Below are 24,625 nucleotides of genomic sequence, written 5' to 3' on the forward strand. Positions count from 1 at the left end.
GTTTTCATATTAAACTGAAAATGAAACCATGATCGCCTCATCAGCATTAGAAACACTATAAAAAGATGAAAAAAATATTAGGATTAGTTGCCATTATGACGATCGCAACAACAGCATTCACTTATGCACAAAGTAAAACAGATGTAGCCTTAAATCAGGTATTAACGGCATATTACGATGTAAAAAATGCATTAGCAACCGATAAAAAAGACTTAGCCATTGAAAAAGTGAAAATTTTATCGGCAAAGGTAAATGCCGTTAATCATAAAGATTTACCAGCCGATCAACATAAAATATTTATGGAACAAGCGGCCATTATTAAAAATAAAGCCACGCTACTTGCGGGTTCAAACGACATCAAAACACAGAGAAAAGCCTTTGAAGGGATTTCTTATGCAATGATTAAAACGTTGAAAGGCCTGAAATTTAACGGCCAAACCGTTTATATTCAACATTGTCCAATGGCAAAGGCGAGCTGGTTAAATGAGAAAGAGAGTATCGAAAATCCATATTATGGAAGCATGATGTTTGATTGTGGCGACGTTTCTGAAACCATAAAATCGAACTAATGAACCTGCATATCAAAAATATGGTATGCAACCGTTGTAAAATGGTGGTTAAAGCCGAGCTGGAAAAGCTTGGCTTTAAACCGCTATTGGTCGAGCTTGGCGAAGTTACCCTTGCCGAAAACATAACAGCAGAGGATAAAATCAAAATTGCGGAGCAACTGACCCATTTTGGCTTCGAATTGCTGGAGGATAAAAAAACTCAAATTGCAGAACAGATTAAAACGGCTATCATTAACCTGGTACATTATACCAAAGAACCTTTAAAAATCAATCTCTCGGCTTATCTCAGCGAGCAGTTAAAACAGGAATATTCGAGCTTAAGCAGCATTTTTTCTGAACTTGAAAACCAAACGATTGAGAAGTATTTTATTGCTCAAAAAATAGAAAAAGCAAAAGAAATGCTTACCTACGGCGAGCTTACTTTGAGCGAAATTGCCTTCCAATTAAATTACAGCAGTGTAGCTCACCTATCGGCTCAATTTAAAAAAGTAACCGGAATTACGCCTTCGGCTTATAAAGCAGCATCAACAGATAGCAGGAAAACGCTCGATGAGGTCTGAGAATGTAAAATGGAAGAGGTAAGATGGAGGATGGGCTTAAAGTTTATGGTCAATGGTTAGATAGATCGTGGTTGATGGGCTAATCGGCTTATAGTCTATGAACTATGAACCAAAAAACCATCAACCACTTATCAATTCAACAATCCCAGCAATTTAACAATTCGATAATTTAGCCATTCCAACAGTTAACCGATTAATCCCCCTCTATCCAATTTCTTACCATAAGTCAAGACTGATCGACTGATAATCAGCTAATTTTGCACCTAAATAAAATCACTAAATATGAAAAAATTATTCTTATTTCTGATTGCTACCTCAATTAGTGTGGCATCATTTGCACAAACCAGCTGGAAGATAGATCCAATGCACTCGTTTGTAAACTTTTCGGTTAAACACATGGGCATCTCTTTTGTTGATGGCTCATTCAAAAAATTCGATGGGACGGTTACCGCTTCTAAGCCAGATTTAACTGATGCTAAAATTGCCTTTACCGTTGATGTAAACAGCATTACTACAGGTGTTGACATGAGAGATGGTCACTTAAAAACAGATGATTTCTTTAACGCTGAGAAATTTCCAACGATGAAATTCGAAAGCACTTCTTTCAAAAAATTAAGCGGTAACAATTATGAGTTAAGTGGTAAATTAACCATCCGCGATGTAACTAAAGATGTAAAATTTGCTGTTGTTTATGGCGGTACAGCTAAAGATCAACAAGGCAATACTAAAGCAGGTTTCGGTGCTACCACAACCATTAACCGTTTAGATTATAATATCAAATATGATCCAACTGGTGCAGGCGTTGCAAAAGATGTTGCGATCAAATTAAACCTGGAATTTGTTCAGGGAAAATAAAATATAGGATCGTCATTCCGGGCTTGTCCCGGAATCTTTCATTTAAATAGATCCTGAAACAAGTTCAGGATGAAGATTACCTAAATAAAAATGCCATGTCTGCACTATCCCAATTCAGAAATTTTACTCAACGCTTGCCTCAAACGGATTTAATGCCAACGCTTTTTATTGGCCATGGCTCTCCTATGAACGGGATTGAAAACAATGAGTTTAGTGAGAGTTGGGTAGATTTGGCCAAACATATCCCTATTCCAAAAGCAGTTTTGGTGGTATCGGCACATTGGTACACTCACGGTACTTTTGTAACTGCAATGGATTTCCCAGGTACTATCCACGATTTTGGTGGTTTCCCACAGGCACTTTTCGATGTTCAATATCCTGCTCCGGGCAATCCGAAACTTGCTGCAGAAATACCTGGCTTAATCCACTCCACTCCTGTTGGTTTAGACCACGATTGGGGTTTAGACCATGGCACCTGGACAGTAGTAAGGCACATGTATCCAAATGCAGACATCCCAGTTTTGCAACTTAGCATTGATTATACCAAATCGCCGGAACAACATTATGAAATTGCCAAAGAAATTTATGCACTCCGCAAAAAAGCGATATTGGTTATAGGTAGTGGAAATATGGTGCACAATCTACGTATGTTAAGCTGGGAAATGATTAATGGCGGCGGTTACGATTGGGCGATTGAAATGAATGATAAATTCAAAAATTTAATTGCAAACGGCGATTTTCAACCTTTAATCAATTACCGCAATCTTGGCAGTGATGCGATGTTAGCCATCCCTACTCCGGAACATTATTTGCCACTTATTTATACGCTTGGAATGAAAAACGATAAGGAAGAGGTTTCGTTTTTTAATGATAAAGCAGTTGGCGGTTCGTTAACGATGACATCAGTTCTGGTGGGGTAATAACATCTTTAAACGATGAACTTCCTCTACAGTAAAAGATTCTTCACTGCGTTCAGAATGACAACAATCTAAAATTCTATAAAACTTTATGATTATTCTGTAACGCTTATCGCACATTGAAGCGGTAAATTTGTATAAAGAATTTAATCATGACACATACCTATCAACTCACGGGCATGACCTGTGGCGGTTGCGAAAATAAAGTTAAAAGTAACCTGCTTAATTTACCAGATTTAACCTCGGTTGAGGTTTCTAAAGACACCAATACTGTTATCATTAGCATGGATAAACATATCGGTTTAGATACCTTGCAACAAGCTTTGGGAGGTAATGACAGCAAATATCAGATTTCTGCCGCACATCACAATGAAACGCTTGAAGAAACAAAATCCTGGGCAGAAACCTACAAACCCATTCTGTTGATCTTTGGGTATGTAACCGCAATATCGTTAGTGGTTTCGTGGCAGGCCAATGCCATCAATTTTATGGTGTTTATGCGCGTTTTTATGGCAGGATTCTTTCTTACCTTTTCTTTCTTTAAAATGCTCAACTTAAAAGCCTTTGCCGAAAGTTATGCCATGTACGATATCGTGGCTAAAAAATTCAGCGCTTGGGGTTATATCTATGCCTTTATCGAATTGGGCTTAGGCTTATCCTTTGCATTAAACCTATCGCCTGTTATCGTGAATTGGGTCACCCTGATCGTAATGATCATTAGTATTTTTGGAGTTTTAGAAAGCGTTTTAAACAAAAAGAAAATTCAATGCGCTTGCTTGGGCGCGGTGTTTAACCTACCCATGAGTACCGTAACCATTGTTGAAGATGCGATTATGATTGCCATGAGCGCAGCCATGTTGATTTTGATGTAGTTAAATTTTAGTCAAAAGCTCATCAGGTGGAAAAGCTGGAATTTCTGAATCTTTGAAATCTTTAATATTTCTGGTAACAATGTAATCCAGCTTTTCTATCTTATAAGCACAAAGTATCTGCAAGGCATCTTCGAAGTCTTTATGTTTAGATTTCAATCCTTTTTTAATAATATCCTGATCTATTGCAATAACTTGAATATATTCAAGTACATTATAAATTACCTCTCTTAAAGTCCGTTCCTCAAGATATTTTTTTAATAAATAATGTGTTGTCGCTATTGAATGTGAAGAAGTAAACAACTGAACTTCTTTACGTTCCGATTTTTCGAAAAGTTCTATAGCAAATTTGCTGAAAGGTTTTCTATCTGCGATTAAATCAATAATAATATTCGTATCAACAAAAATCCTTTTCATAGATGTTTACGTTCAAAATAATCATGAAGCTCAGCATCATCATCAAAATCATCTGGGAGTTTCACAGCTCCCACAATACCTCTTAACTTTGACGAAACAGTAGTAACCTCATTAAGCGTAATGGTTTCTAAATACTTTTCAACCAATTCAGATAAGCTACGCCCAGTTTGCTTTGCATAAGATTTTGCTTTTTCAATGGTCGATTTCTGTACAGTCAATGTTAACTTAGTCGTCATAACACGTGTGATTTATTCAAATATACGTATAACAGTTTAAACGAACAAGAAGCAGCTTTATTATAATCCTATTTATATAAAAATTAGATTATTGCCGCTTATATCTAAATTCCGATTTTCGGCTTTTCCCATTAGACTCGCCTTCAATCCAGGCGAGCATTTCATTTTTACCCAGGTTTTGGTAAACTATTCTTTGCGGAAAATCGTGTTCCTTGTTTTCGAAAATATAGATCTGATCCTTTGTGGAGATAAGCTTAAAACAGACTTCCTTCCCTTCATTCTGATTAGCAACCGTTGAACAATAGAAAACATCTTTTCCTATTTTTCTGATCTGTAAGGTTTCAGTAAGTATACTATCTCCTTTTGCATTAACGCGATAACTCTTGCCTTTCAGTATTTTATCAGCACCCTGGCTCCATTGTTCCACAATTTTACCTTTGGGTGTCTGCATTTCCCAGGAGCCTAAAACGAAAGCAAATGTTTTTGAAGGATTTTTTTGCGCTTTAACATTGCTATAAAAACCAACAAAAAATAAAATCAAGGAGTATAAATAGATTCTTTTCATTTTGTTATGGTATTGGTAATATGTGCCAGGTGGTGTTTTCCGTGCCAGGTGTACATACCCAGCATATTGGCCAAAGTGAGTTCTTTATTTTGGGCCGGATGAATATATTTTCTTTGGTAATCTTCTATTTTCAATGTTTTTAAAAAAGCAACCCAACGCTGATGTAAACCTGTTAACAGCTCAATCGATAATTTGATCTCAGCATTTTTTGCTTCTTCGGTTTCTGCCCAGCGCTCCTCATAATATGGTCTGATTACAGGAATATCCTCAGTAATCGCTTGCTTAAAACGGATATAGGCATTTACATGGCTATCAGGTAAATGGTGTACCACCTGCCGCAATGTCCAGCCTCCGGGACGATAGGTTTGATTCAGTTCTTCATCTGTTAAATTTTCTGTAGCTTTTTTTATTTGGCCCGGCAATGCCTCTATTTCAGAAATCCAGGTGTCAATCTGTTTTTGATCGAAAATATCAGGCATAATGAATTGACCGATCGGGTATTTAAGCTGTTCTAAATCCATGGAACCAAAATAAGGAGAATTATTGAGTTTTTAACCGCAAAGATCACAGAGAGGAAGGCACAAAGTACGCGAAGTTGGGAGCACATTAAACAATAAATCTGCCTCCATCTCATCAGATCTGCGGGATATAAAATCTACATCAATTTCTTCAACCACTTTAACAAACCCATTTTTTTGCCATACGGAGGATAAATCATTTTGGTTAAACCCAATTTTGATTGAAAAACCACTGACCTTTCATGCGAAAAAGTTTTAAAGCCAAAAAAACCATGACAGCTTCCCACCCCACTGCTGTTAACTCCACCGAAAGGCAAATTAGGATTACTGATGTGAACCAGTACATCGTTTACACAGGTTCCGCCAGCACTGGTTTCGTTAATGATTTTATGCTGATGCTGTTTGTTAGCTGAAAAGATGTACAGTGCCAAAGGCTTATTTTTGCTATTCACTAAATCAATAGCTTCCTCCAGATTTTTAAAGGTGATTACAGGTAAAACCGGGCCGAATATCTCCTCTTGCATGATGGCGCTTTTTTCATTTACTGAAGTTAAAAGTGTGGGCATTAGGGTTAAACTTTTCTCATCTGTTTCGCCCCCAAAAGCCAATACTGCTCCATCAGCAATCGCATCTTCTTTTAATTTATTTAAACGCTTAAACTGTTTATTGTTAATAATTTTGGCATAATCGTTTTTATTGATTTCAACGCCTTCAAAAAATAATTTCTGAACCGCAGCCTTGTAATGTTCTACAAAATCATTTAACCTGTTTTCTTCAATCAGCACATAATCCGGTGCAATACAGGTCTGCCCTGCATTAACCAATTTGCCCCAGGCGATTTTTTCAGCAGCTTTTTTAATATCGCAGGTTCCATCTACAATAGCTGGCGATTTCCCGCCAAGTTCCAAAGTAACAGAGGTCAGGTTTTTTGCGGCAGCTTCCATTACCACTTTGCCAATTGTGGTACTTCCGGTAAAAAATATATGATCAAACGGGAGCTTTAACAGTGCCGTAGAAACATTGGCATCGCCTTCAAAGCAAGCAACTTCTTTCAGGTCAAAAGTGGCTGTAATTAATTTACTGATTACACCAGAAGTTGCTCCACTTAACTCAGAAGGTTTAAGGATGGCGCAATTCCCAGCGGCTATTGCCGAAACCAATGGGCTCATCATTAATTGCAATGGATAATTCCATGGGGCAATGATCAAACAAATACCTTTGGGTTCATAATAGATTTTATTACTTGCAAAAAGATTGCTCATGGTTCTGTCCACCGATTTGGGGCTCATCCAAGCCTTCAGCTTTTTAATCGCGAAATCGATTTCAACATAGGTAAAGTACAGTTCAGTTATAGCACTTTCAAAACGGTTTTTACGCAGATCCTTTTCCAAGGCTGCAAATATTTCTTCTTCGGCTTTTTCTAAAGCCTGTTTAAGTAGTCTCAGCTTACCAATTCGGGTTTTAGCATCTGTTTTGCGTAAATCGAATTTATGTTTTTGCTGTAAATCGAAAACCGACTTTATCTGTTGTTCCATAATTACCTATATTACTTGCTTTTACGCTTATCGATTTTCCTGAAATTACGAGTTAAATTTAGTTAAAATGAGGCCTTTTCATTAAAAATTCATTCATTTAAAGCATATTGCAGCAAATTTTAATAATAAAAGATGAAAAGATTGTTTTTTGTTTTCGCATTCATAATTCCACTGGTTATTCATGCCCAAACCATAAAAACAGATGTACTGGTTATCGGCAATGGCGATGCTGCTTATGCCGCATCTTTTCAGTCTTTTAAATCAGGCGTAAAAACCATCCTCCTCACCCAAAAAGAACCGTTGGATTTAAATAAAGTAGCTGAAGCCAAAAGGGTTTTACTGCCTTTTTACCAAAGTTTTTTAAAGCGGGAAACTGAAAATGCGAAAAGCTTGGAAAGCCCAAAACCTAAACCTGATAAAAAAAACCGGACGAAAGTAATTGTGGTAGATAGCACCTCACTTTTAAACGTCATCAATAACACGGCTTACACAGAAATCAAACGCTCTGGAAGTGGTTGGGAAGCGAAATTGACAAATGATAAAAGCATTAAAGCCAAAATTCTTGTGCTGGCCGATAGCCCTGAAAAATTGCTTGCGGCACTAAAAATCTCCGCGTTAAATCCAGCATCTTCAAGTTCGTTAAACTATAACGAAAATACTTACCGGACAACGGTATCCAGGATTTCTTCAGGAGCCAGCTTTTTATCCCTGTACAGCTTATTGATCCAAGATCAGGAAAATATGCTTTATATCCCTAAAGATGAATTTGAAATTGGACAAGCAGCCGGGGCAACCGCAGCTTATGCCGCATTTTTCGACACCAAAACCAGTTTATCAAATTTAAAAAGAATCCAGGGAGAATTATTAGCCTATAAGCACGCGTTAATGCCCTTTGAAGATGTAAAAATGACGGATTCCAACTGGTTGGCCATTCAAAAAGTAGGTATTACAGGGATTATCAAAGCAGAAATCACAAAAGGGAAAGCATATTTTTCCCCTGAAAAAGAAGTTACTTATCAAGAAATAAAAGAACCAGTAAAAGAATATTATTACAAAGCGCAGATCTGGTTCGACGATCATCAGAATATTCCCATTAATTTGGAAAATACGATTTCTATGGTTTGTTATGTGGGCAATAAATCAATTGACGCCACAAAAGCCGAACTTCAGAAAAAATGGAACAAAAATTATAGGTTCAGCTCCAAATATGATCTTAAAAAAGTGCTTAGCAGACGCGAATTTTCGGTCATCATTAACGAATACTTAAAACCTTTCGATGATGTCAATGTAGATAAAACCGGAAGGGTAATCCGCTAATTTTTGCCACAGATTTGCACACATAAACATAATTACAAAAAATTATCTGTGTTCATCCTTTTTATCTGTGGTTAATTCATCAGGCAGAGGTTGTAACATTTCCATTTCCTTTTAAAATTAGGTCACGCTTTGCTTAAATTGCATCCAAACCTAAATTCATGAAGAAATATTTACTTTTCCTTTTGCTTTGCACAGGCGAATATGCTTTTGCGCAACAATTGGCCCCTTTAACTGTCGAAAAAATAATGCGCGACCCAAAATGGATGGGTATTTCGCCAACTAATTTCCGCTGGACGGCAGATAGCAAAACCTTATATTTTAACTGGAACCCTGAAAATAAAGCCAAGGAAGAGTTATTCAAAGTTTCGGCTGCTTCTTCAAAACCTGTTAAAGCAGCGGAAAAGGAAGACGAAAAACTATTGAATTTAAATTACACCTACAATGCCGATCGCTCCCTTGGTTTAGTTGAAAAAAGCGGTGATATTTATTTACAGAACTTCAAAACCAATAAGGAAACGCGCTTAACCAACACTCAGGAACGGGAAAGCAATTCTGTTTTTTTAACCAATGGAAATGTTGTTTACCAATTGGGCGATAATCTTTTCGTGGTTGATTTAAAATCAGCAGAAACCAAACAGCTTACTAATTTTGTTAAAGGTAAAAAAGCCGGAAAAGCAGAAAGTAAACCGGCAACCGAACAGGATAAATGGCTAAAAGCACAACAGACTGAGCTTTTCGATATTATTAAAAAACGAAATGCCGAAGCCAAAAACGGTTCACGCGGAGGAAGAGGCCGCTTTGGGAGTACCGCTGCAGATACAAAGCCTTTAAAAGAACTATATACTGAAGACAAGTTCTTAAACGGCGTAATCATTAGTCCTGATGGACATTTTATTACTTATAAATTAACTACACCGGCACAGAACAACCATAGCACCATTGTTCCGAACTATGTTACTTCATCAGGTTATACCGAAGATATTCCGGGCAGAACAAAAGTTGGCGAAAATGAAAATACCTCGCAGGGCTTTATTTATGATACGCAACGGGATACCGTTTACGCGATCCAGACTTCGACCATTACGGGCATAAAAGACCTGCCTGATTACCTGAAAGATTATCCTAAGGGACTGGACACCTTAAAAAAGAAAAATGCCGACCGGCCTGTAAATTTCTTTGGACCACTTTGGAATGACAATGGAAGTTCTGCAATTGTTGTGGCTACTTCTACCGATAATAAAGACCGCTGGATCTTGAAGCTGGATGCCTTAATAGGAAAATTTTCTTTGGTCGACCGGCAGCGCGACGAAGCATGGATTGGTGGTCCGGGCATTAGTGGTTTTTACCAGGGCAGTACAGGCTGGATCGATAATAACCGCTTTTATTATCAAAGCGAAGCGACAGGATATTCGCACCTTTATATGGTTAATGTAGCTACAGGTGATAAAAAACAGCTTACTGCCGGCAAATGGGAAGTACAATCGGTACAGTTATCAAAAGATAGAAATACTTTTTATATCAAAGGGAATAAAGAACACCCTGGCATTACCAATTTCTTTAAAATCGGTATAAATGGCGGTGAACTTGTTCAAATTACCACCATGAAAGGTTTGAATGACATTACCCTTTCCCCTGATGAGAAATACCTTGCCATCAATTATTCTTTCATGGACAAACCCGGAGAACTATATCTCCAGCCAAATAAAGTGGGGGCTAAAGCCGTACAGGTTACGCAATCTACTTCTGCCGAATTTAATTCTTACAACTGGCGTCAACCCGATATGGTTACTTTTAAAAACCGTTACGGTGCTGATGTTTATGCAAGAGTTTACAAAACAGACAATCCACACCCTAACCACCCTGCTGTAGTTTTTGTGCACGGTGCAGGTTATTTACAGAATGTACACTTTGGCTGGAGCACCTACTTTCGCGAATTTATGTTCAACAATTTACTGGCCGACAATGGTTACACGGTAATCGATATTGATTATACCGGGAGTTCTGGTTATGGCCGCGATCACCGTACGGGCATTTACCGCCAGATGGGCGGAAAAGATTTAACCGACCAGGCCGATGGTGTTAAGTTTTTGGTAGAGAAATATGGTGTTAATCCTCAACATGTGGGTTTATATGGTGGCTCTTATGGCGGTTTTATCACGCTGATGGCCATGTTCAACGAATCAGATGTTTTTGCCAGTGGTGCAGCTTTACGTTCGGTTACCGATTGGGCACATTATAACCACGGCTATACCTCAAATATTTTAAACGAACCTTATAACGATCCGATTGCCTATAAAAGAAGTTCGCCGATTTACTTCGCCGACAAATTAAAAGGGAACCTTTTAATGGCACATGGAATGGTGGATGTGAATGTGCATTTTCAGGATATTGTGCGCATTACACAGCGTTTTATAGAACTGGGCAAAAACAATTGGGAACTTGCGGTTTACCCGGTAGAGGACCATGGTTTTATTGAGCCAAGCAGCTGGACAGATGAGTATAAAAGGATATTTAAGCTGTATGAGAATACGTTGAAGAAATAGCCTTTTCTTTTATTTGGCCGTCATTACGAAGAGGCTTTTTCAGCCGAGGAAGCAATCTTACAACGATCGCTACCAGCGAGCGCTTTAAGATTGCTTCGTGCCTCGCAATGACGACCTTTTTATATGAAGCATCTGCAGTTGCTTCCTGCCAGCATGACAGCAATAGAAAAAAATAGAAGGCCGCTATATTTTATCTGACAAATATAGTTTTCATCTATATCGTTATCAATAAATACAATTAACTATTGGTAGATCGGGGTTGATTGGCTCCTCTTTTAGCCGTACCTTTGTGCCAACAAAATTAAAGAAAAAAATTATGGCAATAGTAGGTAAAAAATTCCCAAGTGTTAGTATTGATGCAATGTCAGACATGGGTGATGACTTGAAAATCAATGTATTTGAAGAAGCTGTAAACAAAAATAGTAAAGTGTTATTATTCTGGTATCCAAAAGATTTCACTTTTGTTTGCCCTACAGAATTACACGCTTTCCAAGCTGCTTTACCTGAGTTTGAAAAAAGAAATACAATTGTAATCGGTGCATCTTGCGATACCAACGAAGTTCACTTCGCCTGGTTAAATACGCCAAAAGATAATGGTGGTATTGAAGGTGTTACTTATCCAATTTTAGCGGATACTCACAGACAATTATCAGGAATCTTAGATATTCTAGATCAGGAAGTTAACTACGACGAGGAAGGAAACGAATCTTTCTCAGGTTCTAATGTAACTTTCAGGGCTACTTATTTAATCGACGAAACTGGTAAAGTTTTCCACGAAAGTGTTAACGATATGCCACTAGGTAGAAACGTTAAAGAATATTTGCGTTTAATTGATGCTTACGCTCACGTGCAGAAACATGGTGAAGTTTGTCCTGCAAACTGGGAAGAAGGAAAAGAAGCAATGAACGCAAACAGAACTGGCGTAGCTGAATACTTAGCCGCTAACTAATTAAACAAACGTTATGTTTTTAGAATTAACAGAAGATAATCTTCAACAATATTTAGCCGATAACTCAAAGGTGATGGTTCAGTATGCTGCATCCTGGTGCGGAAACTGCAGGATCATGAAACCTAAGTTCAAAAAACTGGCTTCAGAAAATGAAGATGTAGCTTTCTTAATTGTTGATGCCGAAAAACTTCCAAACTCACGCAAATTTGCAAACGTTGATAATTTACCAACTTTTGCAGCTTTTGAAGGCGGTAGCTTGGTAGATCAGGTACAGACCAACAAAGCAGAAGGTTTAATTGAACTATTTAACAAAATAAAGTAATGAAGATTCCGGTTATAAGACAGTTATTTCAAAACACCACTCCGGCACAACTGGAGACCACTTTGGAGGTTTTAGAAGCTTTCTGCGAGTTTAGAGGCGTTAGTGAGCACGAGGTTGATGTTGCAGGCGAAATGATTACTAATATCTGCGGTGCGTTAGAAGTACACCAGATGGTAAGCGAAGGAGCCGCTGAAAAAGATGCACTAAATGCTTTCGGCCAAAAAGTGATGGGTTCGATAGATCGGTAATCGTCTTAAAGCTTAATCTGGCTTTTTCGAAATATAAATCCCTTGCAGATGAAAAATCTGCAAGGGATTTTTTGTTAAACATTATTTTATGTTTTTTAATAATGAGCCTCGTAGTTGTCATTCTGAACGCAGTGAAGAATCTGCCTCATAGCAGCAGACACAGAAATTTATGGATCATTATTGAGTCCATTATTTCTTATGTTTGAGATTCTTTGTTCCTCAGAATGACAAATTCACCAAAAATTTTTATTTTTTGGAAAGCAAGGTTCCGTTTTCCATCGATCACATCAGTACCTTTCCCTACTGCAGATAGAAAAATCTGTATTCATCCAATCAGGCTTGAGCTGCAGCGTTTTGTAATTCTAGCTGATCCATAATAAGATTGTCATTTAGATCCGATAGCTATCGGATGAAGCGCAGCGAAATGGAGAAATGACGACCCTTTGAGAATGACAGCAGGTAATAAAAAAGGTCTGTGAGGACACAGACCTTGGACGTTATATTTTTAAACCTCGCAGGTTTTAAAAACCTGCGAGGTTTGGCAGAAAGTATTAGGCCAAATTCCTACCGGCATTTACAATACCAAATACTGTTCTTACCGCTAGCTTTTCTAAAGCTTGCTGGTCTTTCTCATTCTGATCGTGCTGTAGTTTTTCTAAAGCAAAATGCTGGATCAATACCAAAGGCAGAATAATTTTCTCACGCGTGGCAATCGATTTTTTATCTACAGGATAATTAGCCATTAACGTTGGCTGTCCTGAGAGTTTTAAGAGCATCTCTTTGGTTAATTTAAATTCATCATGTAATTGAGTCCAAAAAGCACCAAACTCTTTATCGTTGGCCAAATGGGCCGTAATTACAAAGTCTGATTTGCTCATGCTCATCATACAGTTATCTACAATGGTTTTCAGGTAATCAGAATCCTCATAAACCTTAAGCACTTTATCCCAATTACCAGCCTTTTCCTGAGTTCTCAATGCCGTTCCCATCCCATAGAAACCTGGAACGTTTTGTTTCAGCATACTCCAGGCCGTTACAAAACTAATGGCCCTTAAATCTTCGAGTTTCATTTCGCCGCCGCCGTTTCTTTTTACCGGGCGACTGCTGATATTAGCCTGAGATAACAGTTTTAAAGGGGATAATTTCTCTAAATAACTCACAAATAATGGATGCTCACGCAAGTCGACAAAAGCTTTATAACTTTCTTCCGCCATTTCATCGAGCAGCACTTTATTTTCGGGGTCTAAAAGAATGTTGTGTTTTTCTTTCAGTCCGGAGGTTAATCCCGCGTTGATCAGTTGTTCTATATTAAATTCAGCACTTTCCACCGAACCGTATTGCGAACTGATGGTTTGCCCCTGAACGGTTAACTGCATGTTTTTGTTGGCAATTTCTTTACCCATTGAGGCATAAAAACGGTGTGTTTTACCCCCACCACGTGCAGGAGGTCCGCCACGACCATCGAAAAATGCCAATTGAATATTGTGTTTGGCTGAAATAGCCGACAATGAGGTTTTTCCGTTAAAAATAGACCAGTTGGCCATTAAATAACCACCATCTTTGGTACTGTCAGAATACCCCAGCATAATATCCTGTTTATTGCCACGGCTCGCTAAATGCGCTTTATAAAAAGGATTACTATACAAGGTGTCCATAATGGCAGCAGCACCCTTTAAATCGTTAACGGTTTCAAAAAGCGGCACAAAATCAATCGTTAATGATTCTTTGCTCCAGCCGTTCCAAAGGAAAAGTTCGATTAACTGTAAAATATCGCTGGCCTGTTGACAATTGCTGATAATGAAACGGTGACAGGCTTTTTCGCCATTGCGTTTTTGAATTCCTTTAATTTCTTTAATTACCTCAATGGTATCCGCAATTAAAGCATCAGGCTCGCTTGCATAAACAACGGTTGCTTCTTTAAAAGAAATCAGGTTTAGTTTTTCAGCTTCTGATAATTTATCGTAATCAGCAGGATATAATGAAGAAATCGGTTTATTTTCGCGGCAGTAAGCATGTACGCTTCTCAGCACGCGGCTATCCTGACGGATATCCAACGAAGCAAAATAGTTACCGTATAAATCTATCTTACGAATCAGGTCGTTAACCAGGTCAACAAATAAACCTTCATGTTCCGCCAATAATGTTTCTTTAATTTTATTCAGGTTATCTTTTAATTCATCAGAAATATCATGAAGTTCGCAGGTTTGATCAAAAGCATTTTGATAAAGTACATCATGCAGTTTTGCAATATTTTCCTCGACCCCCCTAAAAGTGATGCGGCGTTTAATTACCCTAAAATCACGGTAGTAACAGCGGAAAAGGATCTGTCGCAACATTTTAGAAACGGCTAAAGTGGTATCTGCATGGATATTCGGATTTCCATCCCTATCACCTCCCGGCCAGAAACCGAGTTCTAAAATTTTCTTGGTTTCGAGGTTGTATTCATCGAGGTTCTGATCTATTTCTTCCTGAATATTTGCCGCAGCAAAATAAAAAGTATTTTCGAGGAACCAGGCCAGGTTTAAGGCTTCATCAACAGGTGTTGGCGATTTTTTATTAAAAAACGGTGTTTTACCCAACTGTTGTAAAAGCGAGTTCATAGCGGTGATGTCGTTATCCCTAATGGCCTTGGTTAAATCAGTAATGATGGCCAAAACGCTGCCAGGATAAAACTGGGTAGGGTGTGCGGTTAAAACCAAACGGAGCGAAAGCTCATCAATCAGTTTTTCAATTTTGGCCAGTGCAGGTTTATTATCGGCATTCTTTTTTAAAATAAAAGCCAATGTACTCTGCTCATCAGTGGTATTTAACTTGGTAAAAGAAGCATCTTCAACAGCATCAAAAAGCACAACCTGACGCTCTATATACTGTATAAACCGGAAAAGAAGGTCAACAATATCTTTACGCTCGGTATAACTGGTGTACTTGGCAAAAAATTCTTCGATAATCTGTGCAGGTTTTTCTCCGTTCGCAATTCCTTCTTCACAACTTTTAAAGAAAAGGGGAAGCAGTGTTCCGGTATCCTTAATTTTGTAAAAAGGCAAGGTGAGAAATAAACTGTTAAACAGTTCGAATTTTGAGATTACCTCATTGTTAAAAATAGATTCACGTTGCGTTGTTAAACGAAGTTTGGGCATAGCTTAGGCAATATTTTTGTATAGCGTAATACTACAAAAAATGCATAAGGTATTAAAATTCTATTGCTTACAATTTGGAAAATTGTAGAATAAATTTTAATTTTAAAATCTTATTTGGCCACGATGTGGTTAAGTAAGAACATTTGCAATGTTTAAGGGCATTGCATTGATTGTTAATTTTTTGGGTTAAAACAGCCGATGTAATAAAACACACCGGCTGTTTTTATTTTTTGCCATTATTTATGGCATTTCTTTGCAAATTTTAATGCGCATCCGTAACAATGTTTGCATTTTTCTTAAATTTCTGAAGGTATAATAAAGGTATAGAGAATAACATTATCAATCCTGCAACCCAATAAGCATCGTTATAAGTAAGCAGCATGGTTTGTTTAATTACCGAACCTTCAATTGCTTTCATCGCCATCAATTTCGCATCAATAAAAGATGATCCTTTAGCCATAAAACCGCTCGTTAATGCATTTAACTTCTGGATAAACGCGGGGTTATATTCATTAACGTTGGCAAGTAAACTACTCCTATGGAAACCAGAACGGATGTGGATTAATGTAGTTAATGCTGCGATACCAAACGAACCGCCTAGTTGTCGGCTCATGTTATTCAAACCGGAACCCTGACCAATCTCTGCCCCCGACAAATCCTGCATGGCTAAAGTTGTTAGTGGCACAAACAATAAAGCCATACCGAAACCTCTAATTACCAATGGCCAGAAGAAATCTCCTGTTCCGGAAGCCAACGTAGAATTACTTAACATCCAACAGAAAACGAAGAATAAAAACATGCCTCCTGTAGCCATAAATTGTGCAGGTACACCCTTTTTGAGCATAATACCAATGAAAGGCATCATAGCAATGGTACAAATACCACCTGCAATAAACAGCTTACCTGTTTGTAAAGGGGTAAAGCCTAAAAGGTTTTGCGCAAATACGGGGAATACGAATACCGAGCCATATAATCCAAACCCTAAAATGAAGGAGGTAAACATACCGATAGAAAAGCTCCGTTTCTTCATAATCCTCAGGTTTACGATCGGGTATTCGGTAGCGGTTTCTCTCCAGATAAATAAAAGCAAACCAAAAACAGATACAACAGCTAAAGCCGTAATATAAGGTGTGGAGAACCAATCTTCGCTCTCTCCTTTTTCAAGTACCGTTTGCAAACTACCAACTGCAATTGCTAATAGTGCGATTCCCCACCAATCAACAGGCTTACCTTTTCCATCTTTTGGTGTCTCCCGAATAAAAGTATAGGTACAATAGGCGGCGAGGATTCCGACGGGAATATTTACGTAGAAAATCCAGGGCCAATCAGCAATCTCTAAAATATAACCGCCAATGGTTGGACCTACGGTTGGACCAACAACGGCACCTAAACCAAACAATGCGGTAGCAATACCCACATCCTCACGCGGCCAGGTTTCGATCAGAATAGCTTGTGCTGTTGAAATTAATCCTCCACCTGCTACTCCCTGCAAAATCCTAAATAAAATAAGTTCATTTAAAGATGTTGCGTTTCCACATAAAAAGGAAACAAGGGTAAAAACAATAATGGAGGTTAAGAAATAATTTTTACGTCCGAAACGACTCCCCAACCAGCCCGACATGGGCAGGACGATTACGTTCGCAACGGCATATCCAGTAGATAACCAGGCGATATCTTCAAGAGTAGCGCCCAGGTTTCCCTGTATCTGTGGAATTGCCACATTTACGATAGTTGTATCAATCAACTCCAACAAAGAAGCTGTGATTACTGTAAATGTAATAATCCACTTTTTTAAACCTACTTCGGCCATTTTAATATTATTTAGTAGATACTGAAGCTTTAACGCTCATTCCTGGACGCAATTTAGCTAACAGTTCTTTTGATGGATGGATTTTGATTTTTACCGGAACACGTTGCACAACCTTAACGAAGTTACCAGTAGCATTATCAGGAGGCAATAAAGATCCTTTTGCACCAGTAATAGGTGAGAAGTTATATACTTCGCCTTCAATTTTTTGATCAGGATAAGCATCCACTTCGATCTCTACTTTAGAACCTTCTTTGATTTTCTCCAGTTGGGTTTCTTTAAAATTAGCAGTTACATAAATGCTTCCGTCGTTTACGATTGAGAATAAAGACTGACCTGCCTGAACCAATTGTCCTTTTTGAACATTCTTTTTGGAAACGATTCCAGTTGCAGGGGCTTTAATATCAGTATATGATAATTGAAGTTTGGCAAAATCGATATCACTCTGGCGTTGGCTGATTACATTGCTGCTTACAGCCAATTGTGATTGTGTAGTACCAACCTGTTTAACTGCAGCATTGTATTGATCGACTGCTGCCTGGTAAGCCGCCTGCGCAGATTCTTTTGAGGCTTTAGCCTGATCGAAAGCTTGTTGGGTAATCGATCCGTCTTTTACAAGGTTTGCATACCGTTCGTAATCCTTATTGGCCAGGTTTAATTTAACCCTTGCCGCAGCTACGTTCGCTTTTGCAGTACTGGTATTTGCCTGAGTTGCGATAATTTGCGATTGCGCCACTCCTACACCTGCACTCGCTCCTTTTTGGCCAGATTGTGCCTGCTCTAATTTCACTTTGTAATCGTTATCGTCAAGTTTCACTAAAACTTGTCCTTCAGTTACGTGTGTGTTTTCTTCAAAATTAATATCCTTTACATAACCACCAACACGCGCAACAACAGGACTGATATCACCATCAATCTGAGCATCATCCGTATCTACGTGTTTGCTATAGTAATTCCATTCTTTAATCCCGAAAATTACACCTATTACTAGTAAAACACCTAAAATGATGGGTACTACTATGTTCTTTTTTTTCTTTTCAGTTGTCATTGCTGTATTTATTGCGTTATTTTTCCTGTTGATTTTAATAAGGTATAGTAAGCCAAACCTGCATCTGCCTTAGCTATCTCCAAGTTTATTTTTGCCTGATATAATAAGGTTTCAGCATCAATGCGGTCGGTAACCGAAGCTACATTATTTTTATATTTCGATGCCAATAGTTTATCGTTTTCGGTAGCCTGTGCAATTGAAGTTTCCAAAACCTGGATTTTGTTCATGGCCACCTGGTAATTTTGAAAGTTTTTGTTGATGTCGGTTTTTACCTGATCAGATAAAATATCTTTTTGAAGGGTAATTTCGCTCTGTTCAATTTTTGCCTGGCTTACTTTGTTTTTATTGGTCCAAAGGTTTCCGAAATTCCAGGAAACTGTTGCACCCAGCGTAATCGGCATTAAATATTGGTTTGCCGGCGGAATAAAGTTACCGCTTGGGTTAATGTAATAAAGGTTTGCACCAACTCCAACGGTAGGTAAAGTATTTGCCTTAATGGTTTTGATGTTAAAATCGGCCACTTTGTTCTGAATATCAAGTTGTTTTAATTCCTGGCGGTTAGCGAAAGCCTGACCAATGTATTCATTTAAAGAACCTGGCGTTTTTAAGCCTAAGGTTGGGTCAACAATTTTAACTTCGGTATCTTCTGGTAAACCTAAAAGAATATCTAAATTATAGTTGATAACTTTACGGTTGCTCTCGATGTCCATTTGGGTTAGCGTAACATTTGCCTGCTGCAATTGAAAACGCAACACATCATTTTTGGTTACAATGCCCTGCTCGAAGAAACGTTGTGCCTGTTTAATTTGTGCAGCAATTGATTCTAAATTCTGATCAACCACTTTTCTACTCTGTAAAACCTTATATAAAGAATAGTAGGTATTGATAACTGCGTAAGTGATCTCTTCCTTACTCTTATCGGCATCCAAACGTGCAACCTCTGCCAATAACCTGGTCGATTCTTTTGCATATTTCAATTTACCACCACCGTAAACGAGTTCCTGTACAGCGGCAGTTCCGACAAAAGCATCGGCTCTTTTAGGCAGGCGAAGAGAAGATTCGCTTCCTGGTAAAGTAAAAGTAGTGGTAGGGATTTCAGCGTGGTTGTATATAAAACTTGCATTTCCAGTTGGTAAAGCATTGTCTTTAACTACCTCCAACTTTGCAACAGCCTGATCAATTTTGTTCTGAGAAAGTTTTAAGTTTTTACTATTGGCTATGCCAAGTTCTATTGCCTGGTTGATATTTAATTCCTTGCTGCTCTGTGCAAACAACGCTGCCGGAATTAATGATGCCACAAGCATTAATCTAATCGATCTGGGTATCATCTTTTTGTTGTTAAATAAACTGTTGTTAGATCTTGTAAGTGGGCAACCGCCCTGTCTTTAATAATTTTTTTGTCTTTCGGGTTGTTCAGGTCGAAGTTTGAACATGACATTACCTTATGGGGGGAAATAACAATATTGGTTATAGTGCCCATAATGGTAGCGATTACCATCCGTACATCTACCTTGTTAAAGCTGCCATCTTCAATCCCATCTGTGATAATCCGATCGATAATCTGCATGTTGTGGCTCATGGCATCTTTAATCTTATCGTACATTTCCGGCCTTTGGGTTAAAGACAATTCTCTGTGCATCATTTTATGAAATGCGGTGTTATTCAATATCCTATTTACATAGCCCTCTATAACCTTGTGCAATTTTTCTAATGCCGAAATCTTATCTTCATTGATGATTTTTAACTGAGAAGTAAAACCAGCAATACGCTCGTTCATAATCTCCACAAAAACCCCTTCTTTAGAACCGAAATAATAATTTATCATCGCCATGTTCGCTCCAGATTCCTTAGCAATCTGGCGGGTGGAAGTACCTTCGTACCCCGTCTCGCAAAACAGCTTTTCAGCTGCCGCAAGAATGGCCTGTCTTTTATCTACTTTTTCTGTTTTCATTTCTTTTTAACGACACAAAATTAATCAAACGATTGATTAACTTCCAAATGTTTATCTACTTCTTTTACATTCTCTTGATAAAACCCCAATTTTTAAATAAAATAATCACCCTAGAGAACGAAATAAGCTCTTTTATTAGATGTGATCTTCGTAAACCCTGGCAGGGCTGCACGAGATCGTCATTCCCAACTTGATTGGGAATCGTAATGCAAGTGCTTTAAGATTCCCGCCTGCGTGGGAATGACGGCCGTGCTAATGGATTCGGTCAATGGTAGCTTGTCGAAGGACTTTTTTAGATCTCTTGCAAGGCGTTTCGACAGGCTCAACATGACAATTGGAAGCGAATTACAATTTATGATACAGCCTCGACGATCGCGACAGTTTCAAGGGTTTAAAATTAGTCAGCGTGAATAAAGATTAATCAAACTGAGGTTCGTAGGGTTATATACTAGAGCAAGGTTTTCCAATTTTTCATGCCTAACTCAGCCTATGCTAAACCCGACAAAGTATCGAAATGTGATAGCCGAATTATGACTGGCCTAAAAATAGGCCCAAGATGCAATTATGATACACCCATATCTTCCCTTGGGTAACCTTGAAATAATCCGATGGCTACCGGATTAGGGTGAGAGCCGTCAGAAGAGGGATATTGATTACAGATGGGCTGGAATTGATAATTAATTATAATTTAGACATAATGACAAATTTAAAATAAATACTAACTTTGCCTCCAAATAACAGAAAACATGAGTGTACAAGAGAACAGCAGCAATAATTTCAACTGGTTATATTATGCTTTAGGTTTATTCTTCGGAGTTCTAACTGGAGCAATCATTACGCAAAACTATATTTTCGCTTTATTGGGTGGTGTTTTAGGTTTGTTAACAGCGGGCTTATTTTTAAACGCTATTGTAAAAGGAAGAAAATACTAGTTTTTAGTCCTTTTATACACTAGATTCTTTAAGGATTTAAAATTAATCCCATCAAATGAGCCCGTTATGATTTTACAAAAAACTGTAAAATCATGAATGTTCATAGCCACTGAAAACAAAAACCTAAAAATGAAAAATATCTTCATTATTGTTTTCGCTCTTTTTTGTTTTAGCGCCAGGGCCCAACAAGCCTCTCCCGCTGAAGTTAAATTTCCTGCTCCAGACCCAAGTCCGGCAGACATTGTTTATTTTCCGCTTAATGTCCCAAAGGCAAAAGCCGGAGATCCAACAAAACCAATTATAAAGATTGTTTACTCGCGCCCACAAAAGAAAGGACGTGATATTTTTGGCGTTTTAGAACAATATGGTAATGTTTGGCGTTTTGGTGCAAACGAAAGTACAGAAGTTCGTTTCTTTAAAAAAGTAAGCATTGGCGGCAAGAAAATCAAAGCAGGTACCTATAGTCTATTCGCTATTCCTAACAAAGATACCTGGACTATTATTGTAAATAGTGAAACCGATAAATGGGGAGCTTTTACCTACAATCAAGCTAAAGATATTGTTCGTGTAAATGTTCCGGTAAAAACCCTGACTAAACCGATCGAATATTTCTCGTTAACCTTTACTGAGGTTAATGGAGGTGCTCACCTGGTTATTGGCTGGGACAGAACGCAGGTAGAATTACCGATTAATTTTTAAGTTAAAAAGAAATAAAATATAAGTCCCGGCTGTGGCCGGGACTTTTTTATTTAAATCGTTTTTTTATCTCCTTACACTCAACAATAGCAGGCTATAAAAATTAATTGTCGGCTAAGGCGGTAATTAGTAAGATTATAGCTTTCTGATATATCGACGGTTTACTCTGCATATCATACAAATAAACATAGTTCTTTCAAAAGCCATCCCCTTTTTGGCGGATTATAATGCATTGCCCATATACGGGTCGGTTTTTGTAATTTCTCCGGTTTCTATTTTACCAGCATAACGGTGCTTAAATGTAACATTACCAGGCTGCACAATACTGAAATCGTACCAATTGGCGTTTTTAGCCAGATTAAACAAGATCTTTGTACTTGATTTAGCCTTGATGGTTACTGTTTTACTTCCCGATTTGTATTTATTATCTACAATTTGAAGTGTTACCAAGCCAGTGCCTTTGTTCTCAATAGCAAAAACCAGGTTACCTGAAAGTTTTTTGCTTACCAAACCTCCTTGCTCCGGGTATGTTTTTACAAAAATGGAAGGATTCTTTTTACTGCCTGCAAAGTGTCTATAAAAACCATTTGGACCACTTACAGTAAGATCATAAATTTCACTATCAAAATCATTCAGGTTGATGCGATCTTGCAATACATCGCCTGCTTTTACAGCGTATGCCCATGTTTTGCCTACAACACCATCAAATTTAGCAATGGTATTCATGTTGAAAGGTGCACCAACAGTCTCTATTTCGCTTCCAAACAAGGTTTTTACCGATTGAAAAGTAAGTGCGATCTCATTATTAATCAAATTTGCATCAACTGTTAAATGATAAGGCAAGGCGCATGCGTGCTTCGTTCCATTCTCCTGTTTTGGAGCATGATTAGATGTTTCAGCAGAAAAGGCTTCAAATTTATTTATTTTTTCAATTTCGATTTTATTGAGTGCAGTAGGGCCTACCTGAGCAGGTTTATTTTTAGCATTCCCGATACTGGTTACCACCTCATCACGCTTTAATGGTTCAGGAGATTTGATCTCTTCTCCATGATACGGCCTAAACACTGAGGTTAAATCGCCACAGACATTCCTTCTCCAATCACTGATATTATTACTTTTAATGGTTTTGCCTGTTTTTTTAGCCAGCCATTTTTCCATAAACATTAATGATGAGGTATGATCGAAAACCTGCGAGTTGACGAAACCACCTTTGCTCCATGGTGAGGCAATGACCAAGGGTACACGGTAACCCAAACCAATCGGACTTCCCTTTTTAGACTCGAAATCTGTTGCATAATTAATTCCGGAAGACACCTTCCCACTGCCTGGATCATCAGGATTTGGAACTACAAAAGGTGGCTGGTGATCGAAATAACCGTCATTTTCATCATAGGTTAAAACAAAAATTGTTTTTTTCCAAACCTCAGGGTTTTTAGTTAAAATATCCAAAGCCTCACTTACATACCATGTTCCATACAAAGGCGAACTGGTATGATCAGAAAAACGTTGAGGTGCAACTAACCACGAAACCGTTGGTAACTTTCCACTATCCACGTCCTTTCTGAACTGGTGAAAAATATCTCCTTTCGGAACATTTATAGTTTCTGATTGGCCTTGATCGTTTTTAAACGTGAAAGGTTCAAGTTCTAAGTAATCGTTTTGAGATATATTGGTGGTAAAAGCTTTATCGATCAGATTTTTTTCTTTTTGAGATAATTTATCATATTTCTCCTGAACTTCTTTAGCAGATAATGCCGGTTTAACCGTGTTATCGCCGTTTTTTCTGAAATAAGCTGATAATTTCACGTTGTGCCTGCTGACATATTCAACAGGATTATCGCCGTAATTTCCCAACCAATCGTCTATTTCACCTTCCGGAAGTTTGGAGGTCCAAAGCTCGTTTTGGTAAATGCGCCAGTCAATACCATTATCTTCTAATGTTTCCTGAAAAGTTGGCCAGTCTACAAATACATTATTTTGCGATTCAGCCTGATCGTTATTAACTACCGCAATCTGGTTTGCACTTTTTTCTCCACGAACTGTCCCCGTAAAAAAGAATAGTCTGTTTGGTGTGGTTCCGGTTAACGATGAGCAAAAATGCTGATCACAGATCGTAAAGGCATCGGCCATGGCATAATAAAAAGGAATATCATTCCGGTCATAGTAAGCCAGCGTCATTGGGCTTTTAACAGGCAGCCATTTATCGTAACGCCCGCCGTTCCGGGCTGCCACCTGATCGTTCCATGAGTGAGGCAAACCGCCCTGCCAGGTAATTTTTGTTTTGTTAATGTCGACATGAAAGGGTGCATAAGTATAGCCCTGTCCATCTTTTTGCAGCCAAACTTTGTTCCCATCGGGTTGGATATGCGCATGTGGGTCATTAAATCCACGTACACCTTTCATTTTACCAAACATGTGATCAAATGACCTGTTTTCCTGCATCAGAAAAACAATGTGCTCCGCGTCGTAAAATGTACTGCCAGGCTCTGGATTAATGGCCATAGCCTTTAGTACCGAACCGGGCAAGGTATTGGCAATCCCGGTGGCTCCTGCAAATAAGGCCGCTTTTTTTAGAAATTCTCTACGTGAGTCCATAAATTACACAATATAGCTTAGTAATTTTCAGTTGACAGT

The 24,625-nt window shown here is 38.3% G+C and carries 23 protein-coding genes; 12 read left to right on the forward strand and 11 right to left on the reverse strand.

Going from position 1 to position 24,625, the window contains the following annotated elements; all coding sequences use genetic code 11:
* Nucleotides 1–65: 65 nt before the first annotated feature.
* The 5 genes from BCL90_RS17445 (at nucleotide 66) to BCL90_RS17465 (ending at nucleotide 3,773) form a co-directional block, all read left to right on the forward strand.
* The gene (locus BCL90_RS17445; protein ID WP_121285298.1) at nucleotides 66–569 is read left to right on the forward strand and encodes a DUF3347 domain-containing protein; all 504 of its coding nucleotides are present in this window, start codon (nucleotides 66–68) and stop codon (nucleotides 567–569) included.
* Nucleotides 569–1,129 carry a helix-turn-helix domain-containing protein gene (locus tag BCL90_RS17450; protein WP_121285300.1) on the forward strand — a complete coding sequence of 187 codons (561 nt, stop codon included), beginning with the start codon at nucleotides 569–571 and terminating at the stop codon, nucleotides 1,127–1,129. Before BCL90_RS17445 ends, BCL90_RS17450 begins: the two co-directional genes overlap by 1 nt.
* Before the next feature lie 282 nt (nucleotides 1,130–1,411).
* Nucleotides 1,412–1,984, forward strand: coding sequence for a YceI family protein (locus tag BCL90_RS17455; protein ID WP_025141714.1), 573 nt, complete (start codon nucleotides 1,412–1,414; stop codon nucleotides 1,982–1,984).
* A gap of 95 nt (nucleotides 1,985–2,079) precedes the next feature.
* A complete protein-coding gene (gene ygiD / locus BCL90_RS17460) occupies nucleotides 2,080–2,904 on the forward strand; it encodes a 4,5-DOPA-extradiol-dioxygenase (protein WP_121285302.1) in 825 nt (274 codons plus the stop codon).
* Between the two features lie 149 nt (nucleotides 2,905–3,053).
* Nucleotides 3,054–3,773: a heavy-metal-associated domain-containing protein gene (locus BCL90_RS17465; protein ID WP_121285304.1), complete on the forward strand. Its 720-nt coding sequence runs from the start codon at nucleotides 3,054–3,056 to the stop codon at nucleotides 3,771–3,773.
* Here the strand turns inward: BCL90_RS17465 and BCL90_RS17470 are convergent, their stop codons facing one another.
* From BCL90_RS17470 to BCL90_RS17490, 5 genes are all read right to left on the reverse strand, one after another.
* Nucleotides 3,774–4,187, reverse strand: a complete 414-nt coding sequence (locus BCL90_RS17470) for a type II toxin-antitoxin system VapC family toxin (protein WP_121285306.1) — start codon at nucleotides 4,185–4,187, stop codon at nucleotides 3,774–3,776.
* Nucleotides 4,184–4,423, reverse strand: a complete 240-nt coding sequence (locus BCL90_RS17475) for a DUF6364 family protein (RefSeq protein WP_121285308.1) — start codon at nucleotides 4,421–4,423, stop codon at nucleotides 4,184–4,186. The genes BCL90_RS17470 and BCL90_RS17475 overlap by 4 nt, the downstream gene beginning before the upstream one ends.
* A gap of 88 nt (nucleotides 4,424–4,511) precedes the next feature.
* The gene (locus BCL90_RS17480; RefSeq protein WP_121285310.1) at nucleotides 4,512–4,988 is read right to left on the reverse strand and encodes a DUF6265 family protein; all 477 of its coding nucleotides are present in this window, start codon (nucleotides 4,986–4,988) and stop codon (nucleotides 4,512–4,514) included.
* Nucleotides 4,985–5,509, reverse strand: coding sequence for a YfiT family bacillithiol transferase (locus tag BCL90_RS17485; RefSeq protein WP_121285312.1), 525 nt, complete (start codon nucleotides 5,507–5,509; stop codon nucleotides 4,985–4,987). The genes BCL90_RS17480 and BCL90_RS17485 overlap by 4 nt, the downstream gene beginning before the upstream one ends.
* A gap of 134 nt (nucleotides 5,510–5,643) precedes the next feature.
* The gene (locus BCL90_RS17490) at nucleotides 5,644–7,041 is read right to left on the reverse strand and encodes an aldehyde dehydrogenase family protein (protein ID WP_121285314.1); all 1,398 of its coding nucleotides are present in this window, start codon (nucleotides 7,039–7,041) and stop codon (nucleotides 5,644–5,646) included.
* Between the two features lie 132 nt (nucleotides 7,042–7,173).
* Between BCL90_RS17490 and BCL90_RS17495 the strand changes: the two genes are divergently transcribed.
* The 5 genes from BCL90_RS17495 (at nucleotide 7,174) to BCL90_RS17515 (ending at nucleotide 12,420) form a co-directional block, all read left to right on the forward strand.
* Nucleotides 7,174–8,358, forward strand: a complete 1,185-nt coding sequence (locus tag BCL90_RS17495; RefSeq protein ID WP_121285316.1) for a hypothetical protein — start codon at nucleotides 7,174–7,176, stop codon at nucleotides 8,356–8,358.
* A 158-nt stretch (nucleotides 8,359–8,516) separates the two neighbouring features.
* A complete protein-coding gene (locus tag BCL90_RS17500; protein WP_166792093.1) occupies nucleotides 8,517–10,901 on the forward strand; it encodes a S9 family peptidase in 2,385 nt (794 codons plus the stop codon).
* Between the two features lie 316 nt (nucleotides 10,902–11,217).
* Nucleotides 11,218–11,850: a peroxiredoxin gene (locus BCL90_RS17505; RefSeq protein WP_039479644.1), complete on the forward strand. Its 633-nt coding sequence runs from the start codon at nucleotides 11,218–11,220 to the stop codon at nucleotides 11,848–11,850.
* Between the two features lie 13 nt (nucleotides 11,851–11,863).
* Nucleotides 11,864–12,172 carry a thioredoxin family protein gene (locus tag BCL90_RS17510; protein WP_025141703.1) on the forward strand — a complete coding sequence of 103 codons (309 nt, stop codon included), beginning with the start codon at nucleotides 11,864–11,866 and terminating at the stop codon, nucleotides 12,170–12,172.
* The gene (locus tag BCL90_RS17515) at nucleotides 12,172–12,420 is read left to right on the forward strand and encodes a DUF6952 family protein (RefSeq protein WP_010599336.1); all 249 of its coding nucleotides are present in this window, start codon (nucleotides 12,172–12,174) and stop codon (nucleotides 12,418–12,420) included. Before BCL90_RS17510 ends, BCL90_RS17515 begins: the two co-directional genes overlap by 1 nt.
* Nucleotides 12,421–12,971: 551 nt before the next feature.
* On the opposite strand, the gene BCL90_RS17520 is transcribed toward BCL90_RS17515, so the two are convergent.
* From BCL90_RS17520 to BCL90_RS17540, 5 genes are all read right to left on the reverse strand, one after another.
* Nucleotides 12,972–15,557: a phosphoenolpyruvate carboxylase gene (locus BCL90_RS17520; RefSeq protein ID WP_121285318.1), complete on the reverse strand. Its 2,586-nt coding sequence runs from the start codon at nucleotides 15,555–15,557 to the stop codon at nucleotides 12,972–12,974.
* A 262-nt stretch (nucleotides 15,558–15,819) separates the two neighbouring features.
* On the reverse strand, nucleotides 15,820–17,367 hold the full coding sequence (locus BCL90_RS17525) for a DHA2 family efflux MFS transporter permease subunit (protein WP_121285320.1): 1,548 nt from the start codon (nucleotides 17,365–17,367) through the stop codon (nucleotides 15,820–15,822).
* 7 nt (nucleotides 17,368–17,374) lie between these two features.
* A complete protein-coding gene (locus tag BCL90_RS17530) occupies nucleotides 17,375–18,412 on the reverse strand; it encodes an HlyD family secretion protein (RefSeq protein WP_121285322.1) in 1,038 nt (345 codons plus the stop codon).
* An 8-nt stretch (nucleotides 18,413–18,420) separates the two neighbouring features.
* Complete coding sequence (locus BCL90_RS17535; protein ID WP_121285324.1) at nucleotides 18,421–19,740, reverse strand: TolC family protein; 1,320 nt, start codon at nucleotides 19,738–19,740, stop codon at nucleotides 18,421–18,423.
* Complete coding sequence (locus BCL90_RS17540) at nucleotides 19,737–20,363, reverse strand: TetR/AcrR family transcriptional regulator (RefSeq protein WP_121285326.1); 627 nt, start codon at nucleotides 20,361–20,363, stop codon at nucleotides 19,737–19,739. Before BCL90_RS17540 ends, BCL90_RS17535 begins: the two co-directional genes overlap by 4 nt.
* 746 nt (nucleotides 20,364–21,109) lie before the next feature.
* Between BCL90_RS17540 and BCL90_RS17545 the strand changes: the two genes are divergently transcribed.
* Nucleotides 21,110–21,295, forward strand: a complete 186-nt coding sequence (locus BCL90_RS17545) for a hypothetical protein (protein WP_025141696.1) — start codon at nucleotides 21,110–21,112, stop codon at nucleotides 21,293–21,295.
* A 129-nt stretch (nucleotides 21,296–21,424) separates the two neighbouring features.
* Nucleotides 21,425–21,994, forward strand: a complete 570-nt coding sequence (locus BCL90_RS17550; protein WP_121286177.1) for a DUF2911 domain-containing protein — start codon at nucleotides 21,425–21,427, stop codon at nucleotides 21,992–21,994.
* A 219-nt stretch (nucleotides 21,995–22,213) separates the two neighbouring features.
* Here BCL90_RS17550 and BCL90_RS17555 read toward each other — a convergent pair whose 3' ends face one another.
* The gene (locus BCL90_RS17555) at nucleotides 22,214–24,586 is read right to left on the reverse strand and encodes a phosphocholine-specific phospholipase C (RefSeq protein WP_121285328.1); all 2,373 of its coding nucleotides are present in this window, start codon (nucleotides 24,584–24,586) and stop codon (nucleotides 22,214–22,216) included.
* Nucleotides 24,587–24,625: the final 39 nt, after the last annotated feature.

Origin of the sequence: Pedobacter alluvionis, assembly GCF_003664035.1 — a bacterium.
Taxonomy (GTDB): Bacteria; Bacteroidota; Bacteroidia; order Sphingobacteriales; family Sphingobacteriaceae; genus Pedobacter; species Pedobacter alluvionis.

Coding starts and splice junctions, on each gene's coding strand:
- BCL90_RS17515 (WP_010599336.1), top strand. CDS start 12,172: ATGAAGATTCCGGTTATAAGACAGTTATTTCAAAACACCACTCCGGCA.
- BCL90_RS17450 (WP_121285300.1), top strand. CDS start 569: ATGAACCTGCATATCAAAAATATGGTATGCAACCGTTGTAAAATGGTG.
- BCL90_RS17525 (WP_121285320.1), bottom strand. CDS start 17,367: ATGGCCGAAGTAGGTTTAAAAAAGTGGATTATTACATTTACAGTAATC.
- BCL90_RS17445 (WP_121285298.1), top strand. CDS start 66: ATGAAAAAAATATTAGGATTAGTTGCCATTATGACGATCGCAACAACA.
- BCL90_RS17505 (WP_039479644.1), top strand. CDS start 11,218: ATGGCAATAGTAGGTAAAAAATTCCCAAGTGTTAGTATTGATGCAATG.
- BCL90_RS17510 (WP_025141703.1), top strand. CDS start 11,864: ATGTTTTTAGAATTAACAGAAGATAATCTTCAACAATATTTAGCCGAT.
- BCL90_RS17455 (WP_025141714.1), top strand. CDS start 1,412: ATGAAAAAATTATTCTTATTTCTGATTGCTACCTCAATTAGTGTGGCA.
- BCL90_RS17475 (WP_121285308.1), bottom strand. CDS start 4,423: ATGACGACTAAGTTAACATTGACTGTACAGAAATCGACCATTGAAAAA.
- BCL90_RS17490 (WP_121285314.1), bottom strand. CDS start 7,041: ATGGAACAACAGATAAAGTCGGTTTTCGATTTACAGCAAAAACATAAA.
- BCL90_RS17545 (WP_025141696.1), top strand. CDS start 21,110: ATGAGTGTACAAGAGAACAGCAGCAATAATTTCAACTGGTTATATTAT.
- BCL90_RS17540 (WP_121285326.1), bottom strand. CDS start 20,363: ATGAAAACAGAAAAAGTAGATAAAAGACAGGCCATTCTTGCGGCAGCT.
- BCL90_RS17485 (WP_121285312.1), bottom strand. CDS start 5,509: ATGGATTTAGAACAGCTTAAATACCCGATCGGTCAATTCATTATGCCT.
- BCL90_RS17470 (WP_121285306.1), bottom strand. CDS start 4,187: ATGAAAAGGATTTTTGTTGATACGAATATTATTATTGATTTAATCGCA.
- BCL90_RS17530 (WP_121285322.1), bottom strand. CDS start 18,412: ATGACAACTGAAAAGAAAAAAAAGAACATAGTAGTACCCATCATTTTA.
- BCL90_RS17495 (WP_121285316.1), top strand. CDS start 7,174: ATGAAAAGATTGTTTTTTGTTTTCGCATTCATAATTCCACTGGTTATT.
- BCL90_RS17500 (WP_166792093.1), top strand. CDS start 8,517: ATGAAGAAATATTTACTTTTCCTTTTGCTTTGCACAGGCGAATATGCT.
- BCL90_RS17465 (WP_121285304.1), top strand. CDS start 3,054: ATGACACATACCTATCAACTCACGGGCATGACCTGTGGCGGTTGCGAA.
- BCL90_RS17480 (WP_121285310.1), bottom strand. CDS start 4,988: ATGAAAAGAATCTATTTATACTCCTTGATTTTATTTTTTGTTGGTTTT.
- ygiD (WP_121285302.1), top strand. CDS start 2,080: ATGTCTGCACTATCCCAATTCAGAAATTTTACTCAACGCTTGCCTCAA.
- BCL90_RS17550 (WP_121286177.1), top strand. CDS start 21,425: ATGAAAAATATCTTCATTATTGTTTTCGCTCTTTTTTGTTTTAGCGCC.
- BCL90_RS17555 (WP_121285328.1), bottom strand. CDS start 24,586: ATGGACTCACGTAGAGAATTTCTAAAAAAAGCGGCCTTATTTGCAGGA.
- BCL90_RS17535 (WP_121285324.1), bottom strand. CDS start 19,740: ATGATACCCAGATCGATTAGATTAATGCTTGTGGCATCATTAATTCCG.
- BCL90_RS17520 (WP_121285318.1), bottom strand. CDS start 15,557: ATGCCCAAACTTCGTTTAACAACGCAACGTGAATCTATTTTTAACAAT.